Source organism: Nocardia sp. NPDC003693, from assembly GCF_053981095.1.
The window spans coordinates 73,076-90,863 of record NZ_JBSFNO010000024.1; the positions used below are offsets into that span (position 1 = coordinate 73,076).

The following is a 17,788-nucleotide window of genomic DNA, read 5'->3' on the forward strand; positions in this document are numbered from 1 at the left end:
TAGTGTTGACGCCGTGAACGGCCTCCGCATAGACACCGCCGTCGGCAGCGACACGGGCACTCGCTACTCGGCCAACTTCGATGTCACCCACCTGGTTCGGCAGCCGCTGCTCGCGGTGGTGGCCGACGGCATGGGAGACGGGCCGGGTAGCGCGGCCGCGGGGCGAATCGCCGTCGACACCCTCGTCGAGTACGCCACACGCGCGGCGGAGCCGGACAGTTTTCGCGACGCCGTGGCCGCCGCGCACGCCGCGGTGAGTCGCGTAGGGCGGGAACTTCAAGCCCTCGCCGGATGCACCCTGACCGCCATTGCCGCCGGGCCCCAGGGCTTCTGGCTCGTACAGCTCGGCGACTCGCGCGTGTACCGCTGGCGGGCGGGCCTGCTCGAGCTGCTGACCACCGATCACACGGTGGCGTGGCTCGGCGCGGTCCACGGCTGGTACCCGTTCGACTCGCCACAGGCCGCGGCGGCTCGATACCAGCTCACGCGCTACATCGGCCACGGGTCCGCACCCGAGCCCGATGTGCTCAGCGTGACGATGCGGCCCGGTGACCGCTACCTGCTGTGCACCGACGGCGTATCGGAGCAGGTCGGTTACGAGGATCTCCGGATGCTGCTCGGCAGCGATACCTCGCCGCGGTCCGTCGTGAGTGCCCTGTTGGCCGCGTGCGAGTCGGCCGGGGGCAACGACAACGCCTCCGCCATCGTGATCCGGGTCGATGGAACACCCTGATACACAGGGGTTTCGATGGACCGGGCCGTGTGCAGCGCCTCAGGGTATGTGGTTGACCAGGGAGTTCGCGATGCGCTGGGCGTCGTCGCAGGAGTTGAATCCGTCGGTGCCGCCCTGGGGCTTCCAGACCCGGGACGCCAGGAGCAGGATGTCGCCGCCGAAGGACGCCGGGACCGCGATGTAGCAGCCGAGCTTGTGAGTGTCCTGCGCCGCGCGGAACTGCTGAGATTGCCTGCCCGCCACCGTCACCGTGCTGAAGTCGACGTACTTGCCGGACTGGCGTAGCTCGCTGACCGGTTGGCCGTACGCCATGACGTAGAACTCGAGCACGTCGTCGGCGGTCTTCCACTTGCAGGACTTCTCGCCGGGGACAGCGGAATTCGGGACCGCCTGCCCGCTGGCCGCGTTCAGACCCGCAGCCGCGAGCGCGGCATCGGGGGTGTCGCAGGGGTTCCAGCTGCCCGCGGGCCGGTCGGTGTCGGTGCCGGGCGCCTTTGTCGTGGACTCGGGCTCGGCGGTGGTCACCGGGCCCGATGCCGACGCCGACGTGGTCGCACTGCCGGCGCCGGTGGATGTGGTCGTGGTGACCGCGGCGGCCGACGTGGTCGCGGTACCGGTCGCTGAATCTCCGTCGTTCGAGGCTGTACCGCACCCGGCGAGCAGCAGCACGGTACCCAGGGCTATCGTCGCGGCGCTGCGCGATCGCGTTGTCGTACGACTCATGACTGTCTATTCGCGCATCGGAAATTGTTGTTACACACTGTAATTACGACGTACAACACATCGGGGCGTCGCCGGTCCGCCGCCCGGCGCCGCGTCGAGGTTCGGATCGACCGCGCCCGCGCCGACGAGAACAGGCGCTCACCGGCCGACGGGTTGACCACCACGCCCGTTCGAACGATCGGCGTGCCCGGGGGCCGCACGTTCCTGTCGAGCAGCGGCGTCGAGTAGAACTGGACCATGGCCGAACCCGATCGCGATACCGACGACGAGCAGCCGACGGCAGCCCCGGCGCCGCGCAAGCGCACGGGCGGCCGGTCGGCGCGGGTGCGGGAATCGGTGCTGTCGGCCACCCTCGAACAGGTCGCCGAGCACGGTATCGAAGGACTGAGCATCGGGGACGTCGCGGCCCGGGCCGGCGTCGCGGAGACGACGATCTACCGGCGCTGGGGCACGCGCACCGCGCTGATCGCCGACGCGATCGCGCAACTGGCCGCGGACGGCAACCCCGTGCCCGACACCGGCGCGGTCCGGACCGACCTGCGCGTACTCGCCGAGCAGGTGTCGCACCTGCTGGTCCGCCCGGGCATCGCGCGGCTGGTCGGAACCGCGATCGCGCTCTCCACCGATCCGGACGTCGATGCCGCGCGGCGCCGGTTCTGGAACGATCGTTTCGAACGCAGTTCCGAGATCGTCGTCCGGGCCGTCGAACGCGGGGAGCTGCGGGCGGGAGCGGAGCCGCGAGAAGTCATCGAGAACGTTTCCGCGCCTTTGTATTTCCGGCTTCTCGTCGGGGACAGGGCGATCGATGACGAGTTCATCGGCCGATGCATCGACAACACATTGGCGTTGTACGGCGCGCCGAAAGCCTGACCCCGCGCTCCCCCGATGCGCTGCGCACCCGGGCACCGGAGCGATTCCCGCACCACGGGAACGCCTTCAGTGCTCGCTCGATCCCCCGGCGCCGATCGCGGCGAGACACAGACGGGTGCACGCGGCCGCCAGTTCGGCCGCCGACTGCGTGGGCTCGCGGAGCCAGGCCTCCAGAACCATATTGACCCCGCCGACCACGAACAGCGCGCTGCGCCGCACCTCCGCGGCGTCGGACAGGTCCGCGTCGATGAGGTCTGGACCGTAGTGCAGGACCAATTCCGTTATCAGGTCGTGCGTTTCGGTGCGGTACTGCACCAGGGAACCGGCGGTGGCGACGTCGGACACCATGCGATGCACGTGGCGATCCTCGGTGAGAAGTTCGAAGAACGCGGTGAGCGCGGCCCGAAGTTTGAGCTCGAGACCGCCGGGGGTCGCCAGGCTGGTGGCGACCATCAGGTCCGTCACCTGGGCTCGTACCCCGAGGGCGACCTCGCCGATCAACGCCTCGCGATTGGGAAAGTGCTCGTAGAAGTAGCGCGGGGTGAGCCCCGACGCGGCGCACACCCCGCGCACGGACACCTCGGCGACGCCCGATTCGCCCCAGACCTGCCGACCCGCGGCGAGCAGCTTGGTTCGGCGGTCCGCACGGCGCGTTTCCGCGCTGACTCCGCCGTAGTCACGCACTACATCCGATCTCGACATTGACATCACCATACCGCGAACCTACATTTGGAACACGGCCGTTATCCAATACGGCCGCGACTCAATGAGGAGTGCTGATGTCCCAGGCCATACCGTCGCGTCATCCCGCCGGACCCCTGCCGGTACCGGGGGTCATTCGAGGTTTCGCACTCGCCCTGGGGCTGCGCAAGCCCGACCCCGGCCAGTTCCGCCATCTCGGTGAGTGCCTGACGGTGGGCGACGAGCCCATGGATCAGCTGGTCGAGTGGATGTACTCCGTCGGCATGAGCACCGCCCGGCCGCTGTTCGAGCGGGCGCTGGCCGACGGCATCGCGAGTCTGCAATCGCCGCCGGAACCACTGCGCGCGTTCTTCGCCGACATCGAAGCGATCCCCGCCTGGGTCGATCCGGACACGCTCACCCGGGCCGCGCTGGTGCTGCGCGGCGGTGGATCGGACGGGATGTACCTCGCGCGGGATGTCTCGCTGCTGGGCGGCTACCAGTTCGCCGGATTCAACCAGACCCTCTTGCGGACAGGCGCTTTGGAGAAGGGCTCCAATACCCGCTTCGCCGAGACGATGAAGTGGGCGATGGACGTCATCTCGGCCGACGGTCTGCTGCCCGGCACCACCGGGTATCGATCCACGGTGCGGGTCCGGATGATTCACTCTTTCGTGCGCCGGCACGTGGTCGCGATGCCGGACTGGGAACCGCAGCGCTGGGGGCTGCCGATCAACCAAACCGATATGGCCGCAACGCTGGTGGGCTCGTTCATCGCCCCGACGACGGGCGGGCTGGGCATGGGCATGCTGCTGCCGCCCTCCGATCTCGACGCGATCGCCCATCTGACCCGCTACACCGGTTGGCTGCTCGGCGTGCGGGAGGAGTTCCTGCCGCGCTCGTTCCGCGATGGCGTCCGCGTGCTGTACCACACGATGACGGCCCTCGCGACGCCCGACGAGACCACCAAACAGCTTGCCGCGCCCATGGTGGACGATCCGCTGTCCTGGAATTACAGCCGATTCCCGCAGCTGCGAAGGAAACTGGCGCGATCGGCACACCTGTCGGTCACGAGCGCCTTCCTCGGGCCGCGCGCCATGCGCGCACTGGGCCTGCCGAAGGCTGTCCCGCCCTGGTATCCGCTGGTCCGGATTCCCATCAATCTCACCAGATCCGTTACCTCACAGGTGGTTCCCGGCGGCATGGAACGCGCCGCCGCCCGTGGTGAGCGCGAGAACGCGACCTTCCTGCGCACCATGACCGATGCCCCGACGACCATCGGTGGCGCGGTCTCGAACCTGGTCAAGAGCGCGTAGCCGCGATCGGGATTGCGCGGGCGACCATGGATCCCGGTCATTCTCGTCGAGCGCCGGTGCGCCGCGCGCGCAGACCGTTCACCAGGGCCAGCAGCACGCCGAGTCCCACCAGGATCAGCCCGCGCACCCAGATCTCGCCGGCTACGCGGGTGGCCAGGAACAGGCAGGACGCCAGCCCGAGCCAGGGAATGACGGTCGGGATGCGGAAGTGCCCGGGCTCCCCGGGCTCGCGGCGCAGGATCAGGACCGAGCAGTTCACCGCGGCGAACACCACGAGCAGCAGCAGAACCAGCGTCTCGGCCAGAGCCGCGACCTCCCCGGTCAACGCCAACACCAGCGAGATCGCCGAGGTGGCCAGCGCCGCCACCCACGGCGTGCGGCGGCCGGGCAGGACCCGGGCCAGTGCGGCGGGCAGTAGTCCGTCGCGCGCCATGCCGTAGGTCAAGCGGGAGGCCATGATTCCCGTCAGCAGCGCACCGTTGGCGACCGCGACCAGCGCGATCACGCTGAACAGCCACTCGGGCACCCCGCCGGCGATCCGCACGACCTCCAGCAGCGGCCCGCTGGACCGGGCGAGTTCGGCGGTGGGCACGGCCGCACTGGCGACGATGCCGATCAGGACGTAGACGACACCGGCGGTGCACAGCGCCCCGAACAGCGCCATCGGATACGACCGCCGCGGATCGCGAACCTCCTCGGCGAGATTCACCGAGGTCTCGAATCCCACGAAGGAGTAGAAGGCCAGCACCGTGCCCGCGAGCACCGCCGAGACCACACCGCGATCGGCGGTGCCCACTTCGGTCAGCCGATCCAGGTCCGCGTCGCCGCGCGCGATGATCCACCCGCCGAGCCCGATGATCAGCAGCAGGCCGCCGAGTTCGATGAGGGTCGCGAAGACGTTGGCGCGCAAGGATTCCTTGATGCCGCGGATGTTGAGCGCTGCCAGCGCGACGAGAAACACGACCACCACCGCCAGCATCGGCACCGTGACCAGGGTCTGGAGATAGTCGCCCGCGAACGCGCGCGCGAGCGCCGCCACCGACACCACACCGCCGGCGAGCATGCAGAACCCGACCAGCGACCCCGCTGCCGGGCCGAGCGCCCGCGTCGCGTAGTGCGCCGATCCGCCCGCTCGCGGATACTTCGTCGCCAGCTCCGCGTACGAACCCGCGCTGAGCGTCGCGAGCACCAGCGCGAGCAGCAGGGGCACCCAAACCGCCCCTCCGGATACCTCTGCCACCGACCCGACCAGCACGTACACCCCGGCCCCGAGCACATCGCCCAGGATGAAGAAGTACAGCAGCCGGGTGCTCACGGCTCGGTTCAGCGGAGTGGGCATACCGATCACATACCCGCCGGCCCGCCCTCGAACCGACCACGAGCAACGGGTCGGCACACCACCTCGTCGAAGCTCATCGTGTCGTCGGCGGCGACGGTTCCCCGGCGCAACGCCACCTCACGCGAGCGTCCTCGCCTCCGCGGTCGGGAAACGGTTTGCCCGGGGGCTCGCCGGGTAGCGCCGCTGTATCGGTAGCCGGCGGCGCCACCGGTTGCCTACCGACGCCGGCGGTTACGCCGGGTCGCACACCCGGCGCTGACCGGCGGACGGCCCATCCCCACCAGACGCTCGAGCAACCGCGCGACCGACGAAAGGACGTCCTCGTGGCGAAGCCGAAGAACACCGACGAGCCCGGCACCGGCGACCCGAAAACCGAGCCCCCCGGACCGAAAGACCACGGACACCAGGGCGGCATGGCTACGCGGGAGGTCGCCGACGATCTCGGCACCGAGGAGCACGCCCAGGAACCGCCCGACTGATCAGCGGGCCCGTGGGGACCGGTGGCCCCATCCCCTGATGCGGATCGCTACCGGTCGAACGCGCCCGAGCACACACGACCCAGGAAGTCGTCCCACGCCGATCCGTCGAACACCAGCGCGGGCCCGGCGGGATTCTTCGAATCCCGCACTCCGACAGAGCCTTCCGCGAGGTGAGCGGCCTCGACGCATTCCCCGTTCGGTCGGCTGTAGCTGCTCTTGAACCAATGCGCGCCGGTCAGGGGCATGCTCACGTCGAGTACTCCTTCGCGAAATCTTCGAAAACCAGCCTGCTGGCTTCCTCACTCAACGCTACCCCGCTGATATCCGCGACAGCTTTTCGATGACGCTGCACAGCCTTGCCGTCCTCGAGGAAGAGCGCGCCCTCCCACTCCTCGATGTAGACGACCGGGGGCTCGACCACACCGCGGTCACGCAGGGACGGAAACTCGAGCAGGATGAACGATTGAGCGATCAGACCGAGGTGGCTACCGACATCGTGGGGCACCACCCGGATGGAAACGTTCGGCAGACGACCGACTTCGGCCAGGTGTTCCAGCTGTTCGGCCATCACCCGGGGGCCGCCGACTCGGTGTCGGAGAACAGATTCCGACAGCAGGACGTCAATCGTGAAGTGGTCGTTGTCCCGAAGTCTGGCCTGTCTGCGCGCCGCGAGCTCGATCCGTCTTTCGATGTCGACCGCGGACATGTCCGGATCGCTGGTCACGGCAATGGACCGACGGTACTCGCGGGTCTGAAGCAGTCCGGGAAGCAACGTCAACTGAAACGTCGTGAAGCGATTGCAGGCTTCTTCGAGGCCCATGTAGTGATCGAAATGGGTGCCGACCACGTCCGAGTACGCACGCCACCATCCGCCCTTCGGATCACCCTTGGCCGCCTTGGCTTCCTGCACCAGGGCTAGCACCTGCGCGCGATCGTCCGCCCCGGCCTCGTACAGATCCAGCAGGGCGTTGAACTGCGGCGTACTGACCCTGACGATCCGCCCGGCTTCGAGGCGGTTGATACTGGGGGGTGACATCTCGATCGCCAAACCCGCTGCCAATTGCGACTTTCGGGCTTCGAGGCGAAGCTGCCGGAGCAGCCTGCCGAGCGCTCGTCTGGGAAGTGTCGATCCGGCCATCTCGTTAGCCTCGCTACCTGGGTGTAGTTCTGCGTGAAATGGGTCTGCGTGAACGTTCAGCATATTCGCCGTTGATTTCCCCGTGAACGTTTCAGCAGAAGAAGTTCTGCTGTGTACTTGTCGTATCCGGTAGCCGAAATCCCAGCTCCGACAAGCAATGACCGCAGCGTCCCGGGTAGCGCGACAAGCCAGATGGCTGCGCCGTCTACACGCAACCCGGACGCCGGATCCTCACCCACCGATGTGTCCTGCCGACTGGAGATGCCGAATGAGCGCCGTCGCTTCGCAGTTCGACCACGATGCCCTGCCCGACACGGAGATGACCACCGGCCGCGCGCTAGCGGAACTGGCAACCCATCGCGACTGCCCGACCACCGTCTGCCGACGCCGCGCGCAGGCGAAGGCGGTGCTGGCCGCGAGTCCGAACGGACTCGAGCCGACGCCGCTCGGGTTCGCCCTGCCGGACTGGGTGAAACCCGGCGGGCAGGTGGTCGAGCTGTCGCAGACGCGGGGAATCGTGCTGTCGCGCCTCACGATCGAGGAGATCACCGACACCGAGATCGTGCTGCGCGGCGGCTACCGCTATCGCATCGCGACGATGCACATCTCGATCACGACCGGGCACGTGGTCTTCACCCGCCAGAACCCCTTCCTCCCCCACTGCCGCCTCCGGCTCGCCGGCCCCACCCACCCGGACGCACGACCCACCCCGTGAAAACAGCTGTCCACCACCAGTTCCTGGCCAGAGATCATGCGATATGAAAGGCAATGGGCTGACTCATGATCGAATCCAGCGCCCCGCAGGACCCCCGAACACTCCGGTGCGATTTCCCCACCGACGCGTACATGAGCGTCCCGCAGGCCCAGCACGCCCGCACCGCCCACCACGACTGCGACCCGGCCGCGTGCACCACCCGCCTGCGCGCCGCCCAGATCCTCGAGGCAGCCGCCTCGATGCCCACGCGCACGCCCCGTCAGTAGCCCCGCCATTGAGGCTTGCGTGGTGGACAGGGGTCAGGAACCCCACGAACGACGTCGGTCAGTGCCCCCTCTGATCCGTCAGGGAAAGCCCTTCCCTGGCCTTGATCCGGCGGTGCTCGAGCAGGAGCCAGATCGTCCCGCCCACGATGCCGACCGCGCACACGATGGCGCCGATCAGCGCCCAGCCCATGAACCCGTACGCGGCCGCCGTGAGCGTCGCGCCGAGCGCCGCGATTCCCAGCATCCAGAGCAGGATGCCGGGGATGTTGTAGCCGTCCTCGATGCTCTCACCGGCGTGACTTCTCGTGGTCCGAGCCTGATCGGGAATGCCGTCGGGCGAGTGGTCGTGGGGTCCGGGACGGGTCATCACATCGCTCCTTCGCTGTCGGGTCAGTGACGTCATTACCCGGATCACTCCGGGCAAACATGATTTCCGGCCGCGAGGCAGGGGCCCGAGTCGGATCGCTGAATCGCAGATACCGGGCTTTCGGCAAACGTCCACGTATTGTCGCCCCATGCAGCTCGTCGAGAGTGCCGCCGGACCCCGCAATCATGTAGTGAATGTCTACGATGCCGAGCAGGACCTCATCGACGACGTCGGCTCCTTCCTGGCCAACGGACTGGCCGACGACGCGGCGGTCGTGATCATCGCGACCGGCCCGCATCGGGCCGCTTGGGCACACCGGCTGCACGAACACGGCATCGACCTGCCCGCAGCGGCGGCCGCCGACCGCTACGCGTATCTGGACGCCGCCGAGGCGCTGGGGCACGTGATGGTGGCCGGAGCGCCGAACCGGAAGAAGTTCCAGGACATGATCGATGCCCGGTTCGGCGCGCTGCGCGAGAGCGGCCGGCCGGTGCTGGCCTTCGGCGAGATGATGATCCCGCTGTGGGCCGAGGGGCGGGTCACCGAAGCGCTCGCGCTCGAAGTCCTGTGGAACGAGCTCGCCCACACCCGAAGTTTCTCCCTGTATTGCGCGTATCCTGCCGAAATACTCACCGCCGCTGATGAACTCACACACGTCCAGGAGGTGTGCGGACATCACTCGCAGGTGCTTGCGCCACGCGGCTACCTGCGCAACGGCGCCGGTGGGCACCGCGCGAGCAGCGAGGCGGACACCGAGATCTACCTCCCGGTTCCGACCGCGGTGACGGCCGCGCGCCGATTCGTAGTCGACCGGCTCCGCTCCCGGGGCAGGCACGGGCAGATCCTGGACGATGCCGCCCTGGTGGTGTCCGAGCTCGCAGCGAACGCGGTTGTGCACGCGCGCACCGCGTTTCGGGTGGCGCTCGCACAGTCCGGGTCGGAGTTCACGATCACCGTCGAAGATCTGAGCCGCGAGCAGCCCCTGCTCGGCTCGGCCGACCACACGCGACCGGGCGGGCGCGGCATGGTGCTCGTCGACGCGCTCAGCAGGCGCTGGGGCACCCGCGCGGGACCGAACGGCAAAGTCGTGTGGAGCGAAATCTCCGACACCGCCACAAACGGGGAGAAGTAGCGAATGGAGCTGGAGCCCTTCACCTCCCATCCACGGCCCGGGCCCACGCCGCGGTCCGCGGGGACCGTGCTCGACGCCCGGGCGCCTGGCTGCACCGACCATCTGTGCTGGGCGTACTCCTCCAAAGCCGAGCGCGATACCGCGGCCGTGCAGTGGCTGATCGCGGGCGCCGAAGCCGGGCAACGGCTGCTCATCGTCACCGCGGACACCGACCGGGCCGCAGGGCTGATCGCCACCGTCGCCGCCCGAGACGCGGCCCTGGCCGCGAGCATCGTCAACCTCGGTATCGCGGACGTCTACGAGCTCTCCGGCCCGATCGACGCCCGCGCCCAACTGGCGCGGTACTCCGGTCAGGTCGCGCAGGCGGTCACCGACGGCTTTCGCGGGCTCCGCGTCTTCGCCGATGTGACCGCGCTGATCTCCGACCCGGCCAGGCGTGCCGGACACGTCCGGTGGGAGCACGCCGCGGACGCGTGGATCGCCGCGGGCAACCCCCTGGCACCCATGTGCGCCTACGACGTCGGCGACCTGGGCCGGGGCGTCCAGTCGGTGATGGCCGTGCACCCGCTCCGATACGGACCACCCACCACGGTGTCCCAGTTCGGCCTGTACTGGGATGCGGGCCGGCGGATCCTGGACGGCGAGATCGACGCCTACGACACCGACACGCTCGCGGAGGTCCTCGACGCGCTGGCGCCGGACGGGCTGGACCTCGATGTGAGCGAGCTGTCGTTCCTGGGCGCGCGCGGCGCGACCGTACTCGCCGAAGCTGGGGGCGCTCCCGGCACAGCGAATCGCCCTCGGTTGCGAATGATCAACCCGCAACCGGTCGTGCGGCGGGTGTGGGAAGTATTGAAACTCGATCCGGCGATGCTGGTGTCCCCGGATACCGCCCGCTGACGCGCACGACCCCGCGTCACCGCCAGACCCTCTACGCCGCCGCGCATCGCTTCATTCGGTGATTTTCGTCAGGCGAGCGGCACCGGACTTGAACAGGGGTTGTTTGGAGACCGGGTCCCACTCGGTCGGAGTGAGTTCGTTGGCCGCGCGGGTATGCGCGCGATCCCCCGCGTCCCAATAGCCGTAGTGGAACGGGATGAAGACGACTCCCGGCCGGATGGCGGTGAGCCGAGCTCGGGCCTCGACGCTGCCGCGCCGTGTCTTGACGCGCACGCGGTCCCCGTCGCGGATCCGGTAGGCGCCGGCATCGACCTCGGAGATTTCGACCCATACCTCCGGCGCCGCTTCCCGCAGCCGCGGTACGCGCCCGGTCTTGGTTCGCGTGTGAAAGTGATAGATGGTGCGGCCGGTGATCAGTGCCAGCGGATAGTGCGGCGAGGGCGCTTCGGCCGGCTCGAGATAGGGAGCCGGTTTGAGCATGGCGCGGCCGTCCGGATTCCAGGCGCGGTATTCGTCCTCGCCGATCGGGTCGCCGGTGCACAGGTCCTTGCCGAAGGTCTCGCAGGTGTCCGGATCCGCGAAGAAGCGGCCGTCTCGATACAGTCGCTCGACACCGACGGAATTTCCTGTCGCACAGGGCCATTGGATTCCTTGCTGCCGCAGCGCGGCATAGCTCAAACCGGTGTAGTCGCACGGGCGGCCGGCGCTGCATCGCTGCCACGCCGCGAAGGCGCCCTCTTCATCGGTCCACGGCGGCAGCGGCGAACCGTCACGGTCGCGCAGATCCAGCCGGCGCGCGAAATCCAGGAAGATCGCGAGATCCGAGCGCGCCGCTCCCGGCGGCGACACCGCGCGCTCGGACAGATGCACCGTGCGATCGGCATTGGTGAAGGCCCCCGTCTTCTCGCCCCAAGCCGCTGCTGGTAGGACGACATCGGCCAGTTCCGTGGTCTCCGTGGGAAAGATGTCCTGAACGATGAGAAACAGGCTGTCAGCGCCCAGGATTCGGCGGATGCGCGCCAGGTCCGGCAGCGACACAGCGGGATTGGTGGCGGACACCCAGAGCATGCGCAGCTGCCCCGTCTCGGCCAGCCGGATCATCTTCATCGCGTCCGTCGGCGGACCGTCGTGGTCGAGCGTGTCGGGATCGACGTTCCACAACCGCGCGAGTTCCTCGATATGCGCCCGATTGGCCCAGTTACGGAACCCGGGCAGATCCCCGTTCGCGCCGCACTCACGGGTGTTCTGCGCGGTCGGCTGGCCGTTCATCTGCAGCACCCCGCGACCGGGTGCGCCGAGCATTCCCCGCAGCAGGTGAATGTTGTCGACCTGCACCGCCGCGGCCGTGGCCTGGTGCGACTGGTAGAACCCCTGCAGCACGGTGGAGACCAGATACTCGGCGGTGCCCAGCATGTGAGCCGCCCGGCGCAAGGTCTCGGCATCTATGCCGCAGACGGGCTGGCCGTCGCAGCCGAACGACTCCTCGAGGCTCTCACCCGCGGTGGCGGTGCACAGCCTGGTGTTTCCGTCCAGATGATTGGTGCCGATCCCGCCGCGGGCGATGGTCGCGAGCGTGTAGTACTCCTCGAGGAACAGCTGCCCGCTGGTATAGAAGCCGATCGCGTCCGGCCCGGGCCCGCTCAGTAATTCCCTTGTGCGGCTGACGATTCGGTCCATGGCGGTGTCCCAGTCCACGGGGACCAGGCGGCCGTCCGCGCGAAGCAGCGGTGTGCTGAGCCGGTCCGGCGACGCGGTTGCCTGCCACCCGAGCAGGTCCTTCGGATCGAGCCGGCCGCGATTGACACGATCGTGGCCGCGCCCGCGCACTCCCACGATGCGGTCCCCGCGCACGGCGATATCGAAGGCATCGCCGTTGGAATGCAGCACCGACGCGGACGGGACCCAGCGCTCCACGTCCTCGACACCGACACCGTCGGCGAGTTGCAGGTCGACCCGCACGGGCCACTGGGCTCCGCGGGCATAGGGCGTTCGGTCGCCCCACGGTTGCCCCAGACGCCCGGCGAGGACCTTCGCGCCGTCCGCTTCGACCCGTCCCGATTTGCGCTGTTTCATGACTGCTCCGTCCAGCGGAGGAACGACTGCTGCGAGACCGTGCCGCGCCGGCGTCGAGGCACCGGTTCACGCAGGGGCTCTACCCCCGGCGTCGAAGTCGAACCACCGCGCGCAGGTCGGTCCATATCGGGGCCCGGCGCCGCAGCCCGCACCGCGGGCTGCCCGGGACGCGGGGACGAATCGCCGCGGGAGCCGAGCGCTTGACCCGAGCGGATAGCGGGTAGTTCACCGGTACTCACCACGACAACGAGTCGTAAGGAGATCGCGATGAAGGCACCGGGTGCAGCCCCGTTCGTCCCGGCCGATGCCGACGTGGCGGCCTTGCGCACGGCGGCCCGCCGCTGCCGGGGCTGCGATCTCTACGGGCCCGCGACGCAGACCGTCTTCGGCGAGGGCCCGTCCTCGGCCGAGGTCGTCATGGTCGGCGAGCAGCCCGGCGATCAGGAAGACGTGGCGGGGCATCCGTTCGTCGGGCCCGCCGGACGGCTGCTGGACCGGGCATTGGCCGAGGCCGGGATAGACCGCGACCGGCTCTACCTGACGAACGTGGTCAAACACTTCAAATTCGTCGAACGCGGGAAGCGGCGTATTCATCAGCAGCCCGGCCGGACCGAAATCGTGGCGTGCTCGGCCTGGTTCGACGCCGAACTCGAGGCCGTTCGCCCGACACTGGTGGTGTGCCTGGGAGCGGTGGCCGCGCACGCCGTCCTCGGGCCCTCGTTCAAGGTGACCGTCGTCCGCGGCCGGCTCCTGGACCACGACGGGTTCTCGGTGATCGCCACGGTCCATCCCTCCGCCGTCCTGCGCGCCACCGACCGCGCCGCGGCCTTCGAGGATTTCGTGACGGACCTGAAACGGGTCGCGACCGCGATCGGCGAACTCCGAGGGGAGGCGTCCCGATGACGACCATGGAAACGGTGACCGTCGGCGTCGAAGAGGAGTTCCTGCTGACCGACCCGGCCACGGGCGCGCCGGTCGCCAAGAACACCGACGTCGCCCGCACCGCGAAGGAATCCGGGGTCGAGTTGCAGCTCGAATTGACCAGTTGCCAAGTGGAAATCAGCACCGGCATCCACACGAGCACGTCCGAACTGCTCGCGGAACTGGGTTCGCTGCGTCGCGCGGTCGCCGAATGCGCGAAGCAGAACGACGCGCGGTTGCTCGCCGTGGCGGTGCCACCGAGCATCCCGGACCGGTTTCCCGTCACCGACACCCCGCGATATCAGCGCATCGCCGACCGGTTCGGAATGCTCGCCCGCGAGCAGGGACTGTGCGGCTGCCACGTCCACGCGGGCGTGCCGGACCGCGAGACCGCGCTGCGGGTCAGCAACCAGCTGCGCCCGTGGCTGCCGGTGTTCCTGGCCTTGACCGCCAACTCCTCGATCTATCGCGGCGCCGACACGGGGTACGCGAGCTGGCGCAGCGTCCTGTGGCATCGCTGGCCCAGCGCGGGTCCCCCACCGTATTTCGAATCGGTCGCCGACTACGACGCCATGGTGGATCTGATGGTCACCAGCGGCAGCATTCTCGACAGGAAGATGGTGTATTGGGATATTCGCCCGTCCGAGACCTACCCCACGATCGAGGTACGGATCAGCGACGTCCCCGCCACCGTCACCGAATCGACGCTGCTGGCCACCCTGATTCGAGCGTCGGTCATGACCGCCCTCGCCGATCTGGATGCGGGCCGCGGGGTGCCGGAGGTGTCCGCCGAGGTGCTCCGTGCCGCGTATTGGAACGCCGCGCGCTACGGCCTCGACGGCGTGGGACTCGACCCCCGCACCCGACATGTCACCTCCGCTCGCTCGCTCGTGTCCGGCCTGATCGAACACGTGAGCCCCGCCCTGGAAGTCCTTGGCGCACAGGCATTCGTCCACGAGGCCTTGCACACGGTCCTGCGCACCGGAAACGGTGCACGACGGCAGCGGGCGGTGTTCGGCGACAACGGCGACATCTCCCGGCTCACCACCGAGCTCGAGCACATCACCCTCGAGGGGTGCCCGCGATAGCAGGTGCCTCAGGATCGAGCTTCGCCATCCGCCGCACCGACCGGCTGCGGCCGATCCGGCGCGGCGAGGGTGAACACGAACCGCGTGCCGTCGGTGTAGTCGGTATCGATCCACATCTTCCCGCCGTGGAACTCCACGATCTTGCGGCACAGCGACAACCCGATGCCGGTGCCGGAGTACTCCTCCCGGCTGTGCAGCCGCTGGAAGATCACGAACACCTTGTCCGCGAACTCGGGGGCGATGCCGATTCCGTTGTCGGAGAAGCGCACCCGCCAGCCGGGGGCGTCTTCCGTTTCGGGTTCGCACTCGATCGTTATCGTGGGTTCCCGGTCGGGCCGGCGGAACTTGATGGCGTTCGTGAGCAGGTTCTGCCACAGCATGATCAGCAGGGTCGGGTCGCCGACCAGTTCGGGCAGCCGCTCGGGACGGTGCAGGTGTACCCCGGCCTCGTCGGCGGCGGTCGAGACGTTCGCGAGGGCCTTGTCCAGGGCGCGGTCCAGCTCGGTCGGCACCATGTGCTCGTTCACGCGTCCGACGCGGGAGAAGGTGAGCAGATCGTTGATCAGCACCTGCATCCGCTTCGCGCCGTCGACCGCGAAACCGATGTACTGCCTGGCCCGATCATCGAGCTGGTCGCCGTACCGCTTCTCCAGCAGCTGGCAGAACGAGGCGACCTTGCGCAGCGGCTCCTGTAGGTCGTGGGAGGCGACGTACGCGAACTGCTCGAGTTCGACGTTGGAGCGCCGCAACTCCGCCGCCTGCGCGTCCAGGTCGGCGGCCTGGCCCGCCAGCACGAGTTCCTTCACCCGCGCGGATTCGAGCTCGGTGACGATGCGCTCGCGCATGGATTCCACCGCCCCGGCCACGTTCGACACCTCCGCGGGCCCCTGCACGGAGATCCGATGACCGAAGTCGCCGTCGGCGACCCGGCGCGACGCCTTTTCCAGCGCGGTCAGCGGGCGCACCACCAGCCTCCGCACCAGGATCGTCAGCATCACCGCGGTGATCAGGAAGGCGACGAGCATCCCGGCGAGCGCGGCGTCGCGCTGGCCGCGCTTGTGCAACAGCTCGGCGCGATCGGCCTGCGCGGTGGCGGCGAGATGGGTGTTCTGGGTGGCGAAGTCGGCGCGCAGTTTGTCGAACGCCGCTTGGCCCTGGTTGATGATCGCGATGTTGACCGGCCGCGGCGTCCCGGGTGTCACCGCGGCGACACGGGGTTCGGCGTAGTCACGCCGCCAGGTGGTCGCGGATCGTTCCACGGCGTCGAGGTCGGCGAGCAGATCCGGTTTGTCCCGCAACAGGTTTCGCAGTCGCTCGGTCGCCCGCGTCTGCTCCTGGGTGCCGAGGGTGAAGGGCTCGAGGAAGGTCGGGTCCGCGCCCAGAATGTAGCCGCGGACCCCGGTCTGCTGATTCACCAGCGCGCCCTGGAGTCGATAGGCCTCGGTGACCGCCGGCTGGATCTGCTTGTTGAGCCGGTCCGATACCCGCGCGGTGTGCGAGGTGGCGACAGCCGACAACGCCGCGCCGGTGCCCACGACCAACACCATCGCCAGCAGCACCAGCCCGAACCACGACTGCACCCTCCAACGCCGAATTCGGTTCGCGGGTGTCGCGGGTGTGCTCATTGGCTGCTCTTCTCGTGCCGAGGCTGGTCAGGCAAGAGGTACAGCACGCCGCCCTCATCCGCCAATCCCTGGGGCGCCGCCCGGGCGGCCGACGCTGTGGGGACCCTACCCGCATGCGGCGCACGACCGGTTCCCGCGAGCGGCCACGCCCCCTCACGACGGCGACCGTGTAGCCGGGTTCGTAGAGCACGGACACAGCGGATTTCGGGACGGTTCTCGAGTGACAGGGATGCACCGGTGTCGGCGACCGGGAATTCCGGAGGTGCGCGCCGGTGTAGCCCGCCGACATTCCACACCATCCAGCAATCACTCCGCGACACCGCATTGCCCGCGACCGCGATTCGATCATCGGATCGTCCGTGGACAGCGACACAGAGTTCGCGCGGGCGAAGCGCGGCCCGAATGTGCCTTGCGCCGCAGCACGCGGCGAAGACGTTTTGCGACCCTCGTCCGGGGTAAATGTGAACAATGATTGTCGACGATCGACGACAACGGCTGTGGTTCCGGCTACTTCGCGGCACACGGTTCCGGCTGGCGGTGTACACCCTGCGAGCTGCGTGGTCCGACCGCCTGTCGGACTGGGCGGCGAGCCTGACCTTCTACAGCATGCTCGCGTTGTTCCCCGCGGTCCTGATCGCGGTGGTCATCCTGGGGATGCTCGGAACCGCGTCCGGGAACCTGGCGTCGGTGCCCGGACACCTCGGGCCCGACGAGGCCCAGACGGCCCTGACGGAGTCGCTGGAGAAGCTGCAGGCCGCACAGGCGTGGTCGCTGCCCGCGATCATCGTGGGTGTCGCATCGGCGATCTGGACCGTGTCGAGCTACCTCGGGGCGTTCATCCGCGCGACGAACGATCTCTACGGGGTGCGCGAGAGCCGCTCGGCGCGATCGACACTCACCCTGCGGCTGGTGCTGACCGGTGTCGTGGTCGGTGCGATCGTCGCGGCCGTCATCGGTTTCGCCCTGACCAACGGGTTCATCACGCGGTGGGGTGAGTTCGGCGCGACCGGCATCACCGTCGGGGAGATCTGGCGGTGGTGCCGATGGCCCGCGCTGGCCGCCGCGATGAGCGTGGTGCTGGCGATCCTGTATTGGCTGGCGCCCAACGTGACCGGGCAGCGCTTCCGCGCGGTGACCGCGGGCAGTCTGTTCGCGGTCGGCGTCGGGATCATCGGGTCGACGGGCCTGTCGCAGTATGTCGCGCACGTCGGGTCGTTCAACCGCCTGTACGGCACCCTGGCCGCCGCGGTGGTCGTGCTCGTCTGGATGTGGTTGGTGAACTTCGCGATTCTGCTCGGCGCGACCCTCGACGCGCAGATCGCCCGGCAACGCCTGCTCGCCGGTTCGGCGCAGCCGGACCCGGCGGAACACTCGACGGTTCCCGCGCAACCCGCAACGGCTTCGGCGTGAGAGCCGTTGCGG

General features: G+C 68.7%; 19 protein-coding genes. 11 read left to right on the forward strand and 8 right to left on the reverse strand.

Translation table 11 applies throughout. The annotated features are described in order from the left end of the window. Positions 1-13 precede the first annotated feature (13 nt). Positions 14-733, forward strand: a complete 720-nt coding sequence (locus tag ACWDOP_RS24685; RefSeq protein WP_456346954.1) for a PP2C family protein-serine/threonine phosphatase — start codon at positions 14-16, stop codon at positions 731-733. Between the two features lie 39 nt (positions 734-772). On the opposite strand, the gene ACWDOP_RS24690 is transcribed toward ACWDOP_RS24685, so the two are convergent. After that, on the reverse strand, positions 773-1,456 hold the full coding sequence (locus tag ACWDOP_RS24690; RefSeq protein WP_456346955.1) for a DUF3558 family protein: 684 nt from the start codon (positions 1,454-1,456) through the stop codon (positions 773-775). A 237-nt stretch (positions 1,457-1,693) separates the two neighbouring features. On the opposite strand from ACWDOP_RS24690, the gene ACWDOP_RS24695 reads away from it, so the two are divergent. Beyond that, positions 1,694-2,326 carry a TetR/AcrR family transcriptional regulator gene (locus tag ACWDOP_RS24695; protein WP_456346956.1) on the forward strand — a complete coding sequence of 211 codons (633 nt, stop codon included), beginning with the start codon at positions 1,694-1,696 and terminating at the stop codon, positions 2,324-2,326. Positions 2,327-2,392: 66 nt separating this feature from the next. Here the strand turns inward: ACWDOP_RS24695 and ACWDOP_RS24700 are convergent, their stop codons facing one another. Next, positions 2,393-3,028 (reverse strand): TetR/AcrR family transcriptional regulator, encoded by a 636-nt coding sequence (locus ACWDOP_RS24700; RefSeq protein WP_456346957.1) that lies wholly within the window; start codon positions 3,026-3,028, stop codon positions 2,393-2,395. Positions 3,029-3,105: 77 nt separating this feature from the next. On the opposite strand from ACWDOP_RS24700, the gene ACWDOP_RS24705 reads away from it, so the two are divergent. After that, on the forward strand, positions 3,106-4,323 hold the full coding sequence (locus tag ACWDOP_RS24705) for an oxygenase MpaB family protein (RefSeq protein ID WP_456346958.1): 1,218 nt from the start codon (positions 3,106-3,108) through the stop codon (positions 4,321-4,323). A gap of 37 nt (positions 4,324-4,360) precedes the next feature. Here ACWDOP_RS24705 and ACWDOP_RS24710 read toward each other — a convergent pair whose 3' ends face one another. Continuing rightward, positions 4,361-5,662 (reverse strand): APC family permease, encoded by a 1,302-nt coding sequence (locus tag ACWDOP_RS24710; RefSeq protein WP_456346959.1) that lies wholly within the window; start codon positions 5,660-5,662, stop codon positions 4,361-4,363. A gap of 323 nt (positions 5,663-5,985) precedes the next feature. Between ACWDOP_RS24710 and ACWDOP_RS24715 the strand changes: the two genes are divergently transcribed. Further along, entirely contained in the window at positions 5,986-6,141 is a 156-nt protein-coding gene (locus ACWDOP_RS24715; protein WP_456346960.1) for a hypothetical protein, read from the forward strand. Positions 6,142-6,188: 47 nt separating this feature from the next. Here ACWDOP_RS24715 and ACWDOP_RS24720 read toward each other — a convergent pair whose 3' ends face one another. Next, complete coding sequence (locus ACWDOP_RS24720; RefSeq protein WP_456346996.1) at positions 6,189-6,386, reverse strand: DUF397 domain-containing protein; 198 nt, start codon at positions 6,384-6,386, stop codon at positions 6,189-6,191. Positions 6,387-6,388: 2 nt separating this feature from the next. Then, complete coding sequence (locus tag ACWDOP_RS24725) at positions 6,389-7,279, reverse strand: DUF5753 domain-containing protein (protein ID WP_456346961.1); 891 nt, start codon at positions 7,277-7,279, stop codon at positions 6,389-6,391. Positions 7,280-7,547: 268 nt separating this feature from the next. Here ACWDOP_RS24725 and ACWDOP_RS24730 point away from each other — a divergent pair, with 268 nt between their 5' ends. Further along, the gene (locus ACWDOP_RS24730) at positions 7,548-7,994 is read left to right on the forward strand and encodes a hypothetical protein (protein ID WP_456346962.1); all 447 of its coding nucleotides are present in this window, start codon (positions 7,548-7,550) and stop codon (positions 7,992-7,994) included. A gap of 65 nt (positions 7,995-8,059) precedes the next feature. Further along, positions 8,060-8,260: a hypothetical protein gene (locus tag ACWDOP_RS24735; RefSeq protein WP_456346963.1), complete on the forward strand. Its 201-nt coding sequence runs from the start codon at positions 8,060-8,062 to the stop codon at positions 8,258-8,260. 58 nt (positions 8,261-8,318) lie between these two features. Here ACWDOP_RS24735 and ACWDOP_RS24740 read toward each other — a convergent pair whose 3' ends face one another. Further along, positions 8,319-8,627 carry a hypothetical protein gene (locus ACWDOP_RS24740; RefSeq protein ID WP_456346964.1) on the reverse strand — a complete coding sequence of 103 codons (309 nt, stop codon included), beginning with the start codon at positions 8,625-8,627 and terminating at the stop codon, positions 8,319-8,321. Between the two features lie 148 nt (positions 8,628-8,775). Here ACWDOP_RS24740 and ACWDOP_RS24745 point away from each other — a divergent pair, with 148 nt between their 5' ends. After that, on the forward strand, positions 8,776-9,759 hold the full coding sequence (locus ACWDOP_RS24745) for an MEDS domain-containing protein (RefSeq protein ID WP_456346965.1): 984 nt from the start codon (positions 8,776-8,778) through the stop codon (positions 9,757-9,759). 3 nt (positions 9,760-9,762) lie between these two features. Further along, positions 9,763-10,659, forward strand: a complete 897-nt coding sequence (locus ACWDOP_RS24750; RefSeq protein WP_456346966.1) for an MEDS domain-containing protein — start codon at positions 9,763-9,765, stop codon at positions 10,657-10,659. 51 nt (positions 10,660-10,710) lie between these two features. Here ACWDOP_RS24750 and ACWDOP_RS24755 read toward each other — a convergent pair whose 3' ends face one another. Further along, positions 10,711-12,732 carry a molybdopterin oxidoreductase family protein gene (locus tag ACWDOP_RS24755; protein ID WP_456346967.1) on the reverse strand — a complete coding sequence of 674 codons (2,022 nt, stop codon included), beginning with the start codon at positions 12,730-12,732 and terminating at the stop codon, positions 10,711-10,713. 267 nt (positions 12,733-12,999) lie between these two features. Between ACWDOP_RS24755 and ACWDOP_RS24760 the strand changes: the two genes are divergently transcribed. Together ACWDOP_RS24760 and ACWDOP_RS24765 are read left to right on the forward strand one after the other, a co-directional pair. Next, positions 13,000-13,635, forward strand: a complete 636-nt coding sequence (locus tag ACWDOP_RS24760; RefSeq protein WP_456346968.1) for a UdgX family uracil-DNA binding protein — start codon at positions 13,000-13,002, stop codon at positions 13,633-13,635. Positions 13,636-13,640: 5 nt separating this feature from the next. Next, positions 13,641-14,741, forward strand: coding sequence for a carboxylate-amine ligase (locus ACWDOP_RS24765; protein WP_456346997.1), 1,101 nt, complete (start codon positions 13,641-13,643; stop codon positions 14,739-14,741). 8 nt (positions 14,742-14,749) lie between these two features. Here the strand turns inward: ACWDOP_RS24765 and ACWDOP_RS24770 are convergent, their stop codons facing one another. Then, positions 14,750-16,321 carry a sensor histidine kinase gene (locus ACWDOP_RS24770; protein WP_456346969.1) on the reverse strand — a complete coding sequence of 524 codons (1,572 nt, stop codon included), beginning with the start codon at positions 16,319-16,321 and terminating at the stop codon, positions 14,750-14,752. Between the two features lie 513 nt (positions 16,322-16,834). On the opposite strand from ACWDOP_RS24770, the gene ACWDOP_RS24775 reads away from it, so the two are divergent. Beyond that, positions 16,835-17,776: a YihY/virulence factor BrkB family protein gene (locus ACWDOP_RS24775; RefSeq protein WP_456346970.1), complete on the forward strand. Its 942-nt coding sequence runs from the start codon at positions 16,835-16,837 to the stop codon at positions 17,774-17,776. Positions 17,777-17,788: the final 12 nt, after the last annotated feature.

Excerpts from the sequence above, each read along its gene's own strand:
- ACWDOP_RS24690 (WP_456346955.1), bottom strand. The coding sequence starts at position 1,456 with ATGAGTCGTACGACAACGCGATCGCGCAGCGCCGCGACGATAGCCCTG.
- ACWDOP_RS24695 (WP_456346956.1), top strand. The coding sequence starts at position 1,694 with ATGGCCGAACCCGATCGCGATACCGACGACGAGCAGCCGACGGCAGCC.
- ACWDOP_RS24700 (WP_456346957.1), bottom strand. The coding sequence starts at position 3,028 with ATGTCGAGATCGGATGTAGTGCGTGACTACGGCGGAGTCAGCGCGGAA.
- ACWDOP_RS24705 (WP_456346958.1), top strand. The coding sequence starts at position 3,106 with ATGTCCCAGGCCATACCGTCGCGTCATCCCGCCGGACCCCTGCCGGTA.
- ACWDOP_RS24710 (WP_456346959.1), bottom strand. The coding sequence starts at position 5,662 with ATGCCCACTCCGCTGAACCGAGCCGTGAGCACCCGGCTGCTGTACTTC.
- ACWDOP_RS24720 (WP_456346996.1), bottom strand. The coding sequence starts at position 6,386 with ATGCCCCTGACCGGCGCGCATTGGTTCAAGAGCAGCTACAGCCGACCG.
- ACWDOP_RS24725 (WP_456346961.1), bottom strand. The coding sequence starts at position 7,279 with ATGGCCGGATCGACACTTCCCAGACGAGCGCTCGGCAGGCTGCTCCGG.
- ACWDOP_RS24730 (WP_456346962.1), top strand. The coding sequence starts at position 7,548 with ATGAGCGCCGTCGCTTCGCAGTTCGACCACGATGCCCTGCCCGACACG.
- ACWDOP_RS24735 (WP_456346963.1), top strand. The coding sequence starts at position 8,060 with ATGATCGAATCCAGCGCCCCGCAGGACCCCCGAACACTCCGGTGCGAT.
- ACWDOP_RS24740 (WP_456346964.1), bottom strand. The coding sequence starts at position 8,627 with ATGACCCGTCCCGGACCCCACGACCACTCGCCCGACGGCATTCCCGAT.
- ACWDOP_RS24745 (WP_456346965.1), top strand. The coding sequence starts at position 8,776 with ATGCAGCTCGTCGAGAGTGCCGCCGGACCCCGCAATCATGTAGTGAAT.
- ACWDOP_RS24750 (WP_456346966.1), top strand. The coding sequence starts at position 9,763 with ATGGAGCTGGAGCCCTTCACCTCCCATCCACGGCCCGGGCCCACGCCG.
- ACWDOP_RS24755 (WP_456346967.1), bottom strand. The coding sequence starts at position 12,732 with ATGAAACAGCGCAAATCGGGACGGGTCGAAGCGGACGGCGCGAAGGTC.
- ACWDOP_RS24760 (WP_456346968.1), top strand. The coding sequence starts at position 13,000 with ATGAAGGCACCGGGTGCAGCCCCGTTCGTCCCGGCCGATGCCGACGTG.
- ACWDOP_RS24765 (WP_456346997.1), top strand. The coding sequence starts at position 13,641 with ATGGAAACGGTGACCGTCGGCGTCGAAGAGGAGTTCCTGCTGACCGAC.
- ACWDOP_RS24775 (WP_456346970.1), top strand. The coding sequence starts at position 16,835 with ATGATTGTCGACGATCGACGACAACGGCTGTGGTTCCGGCTACTTCGC.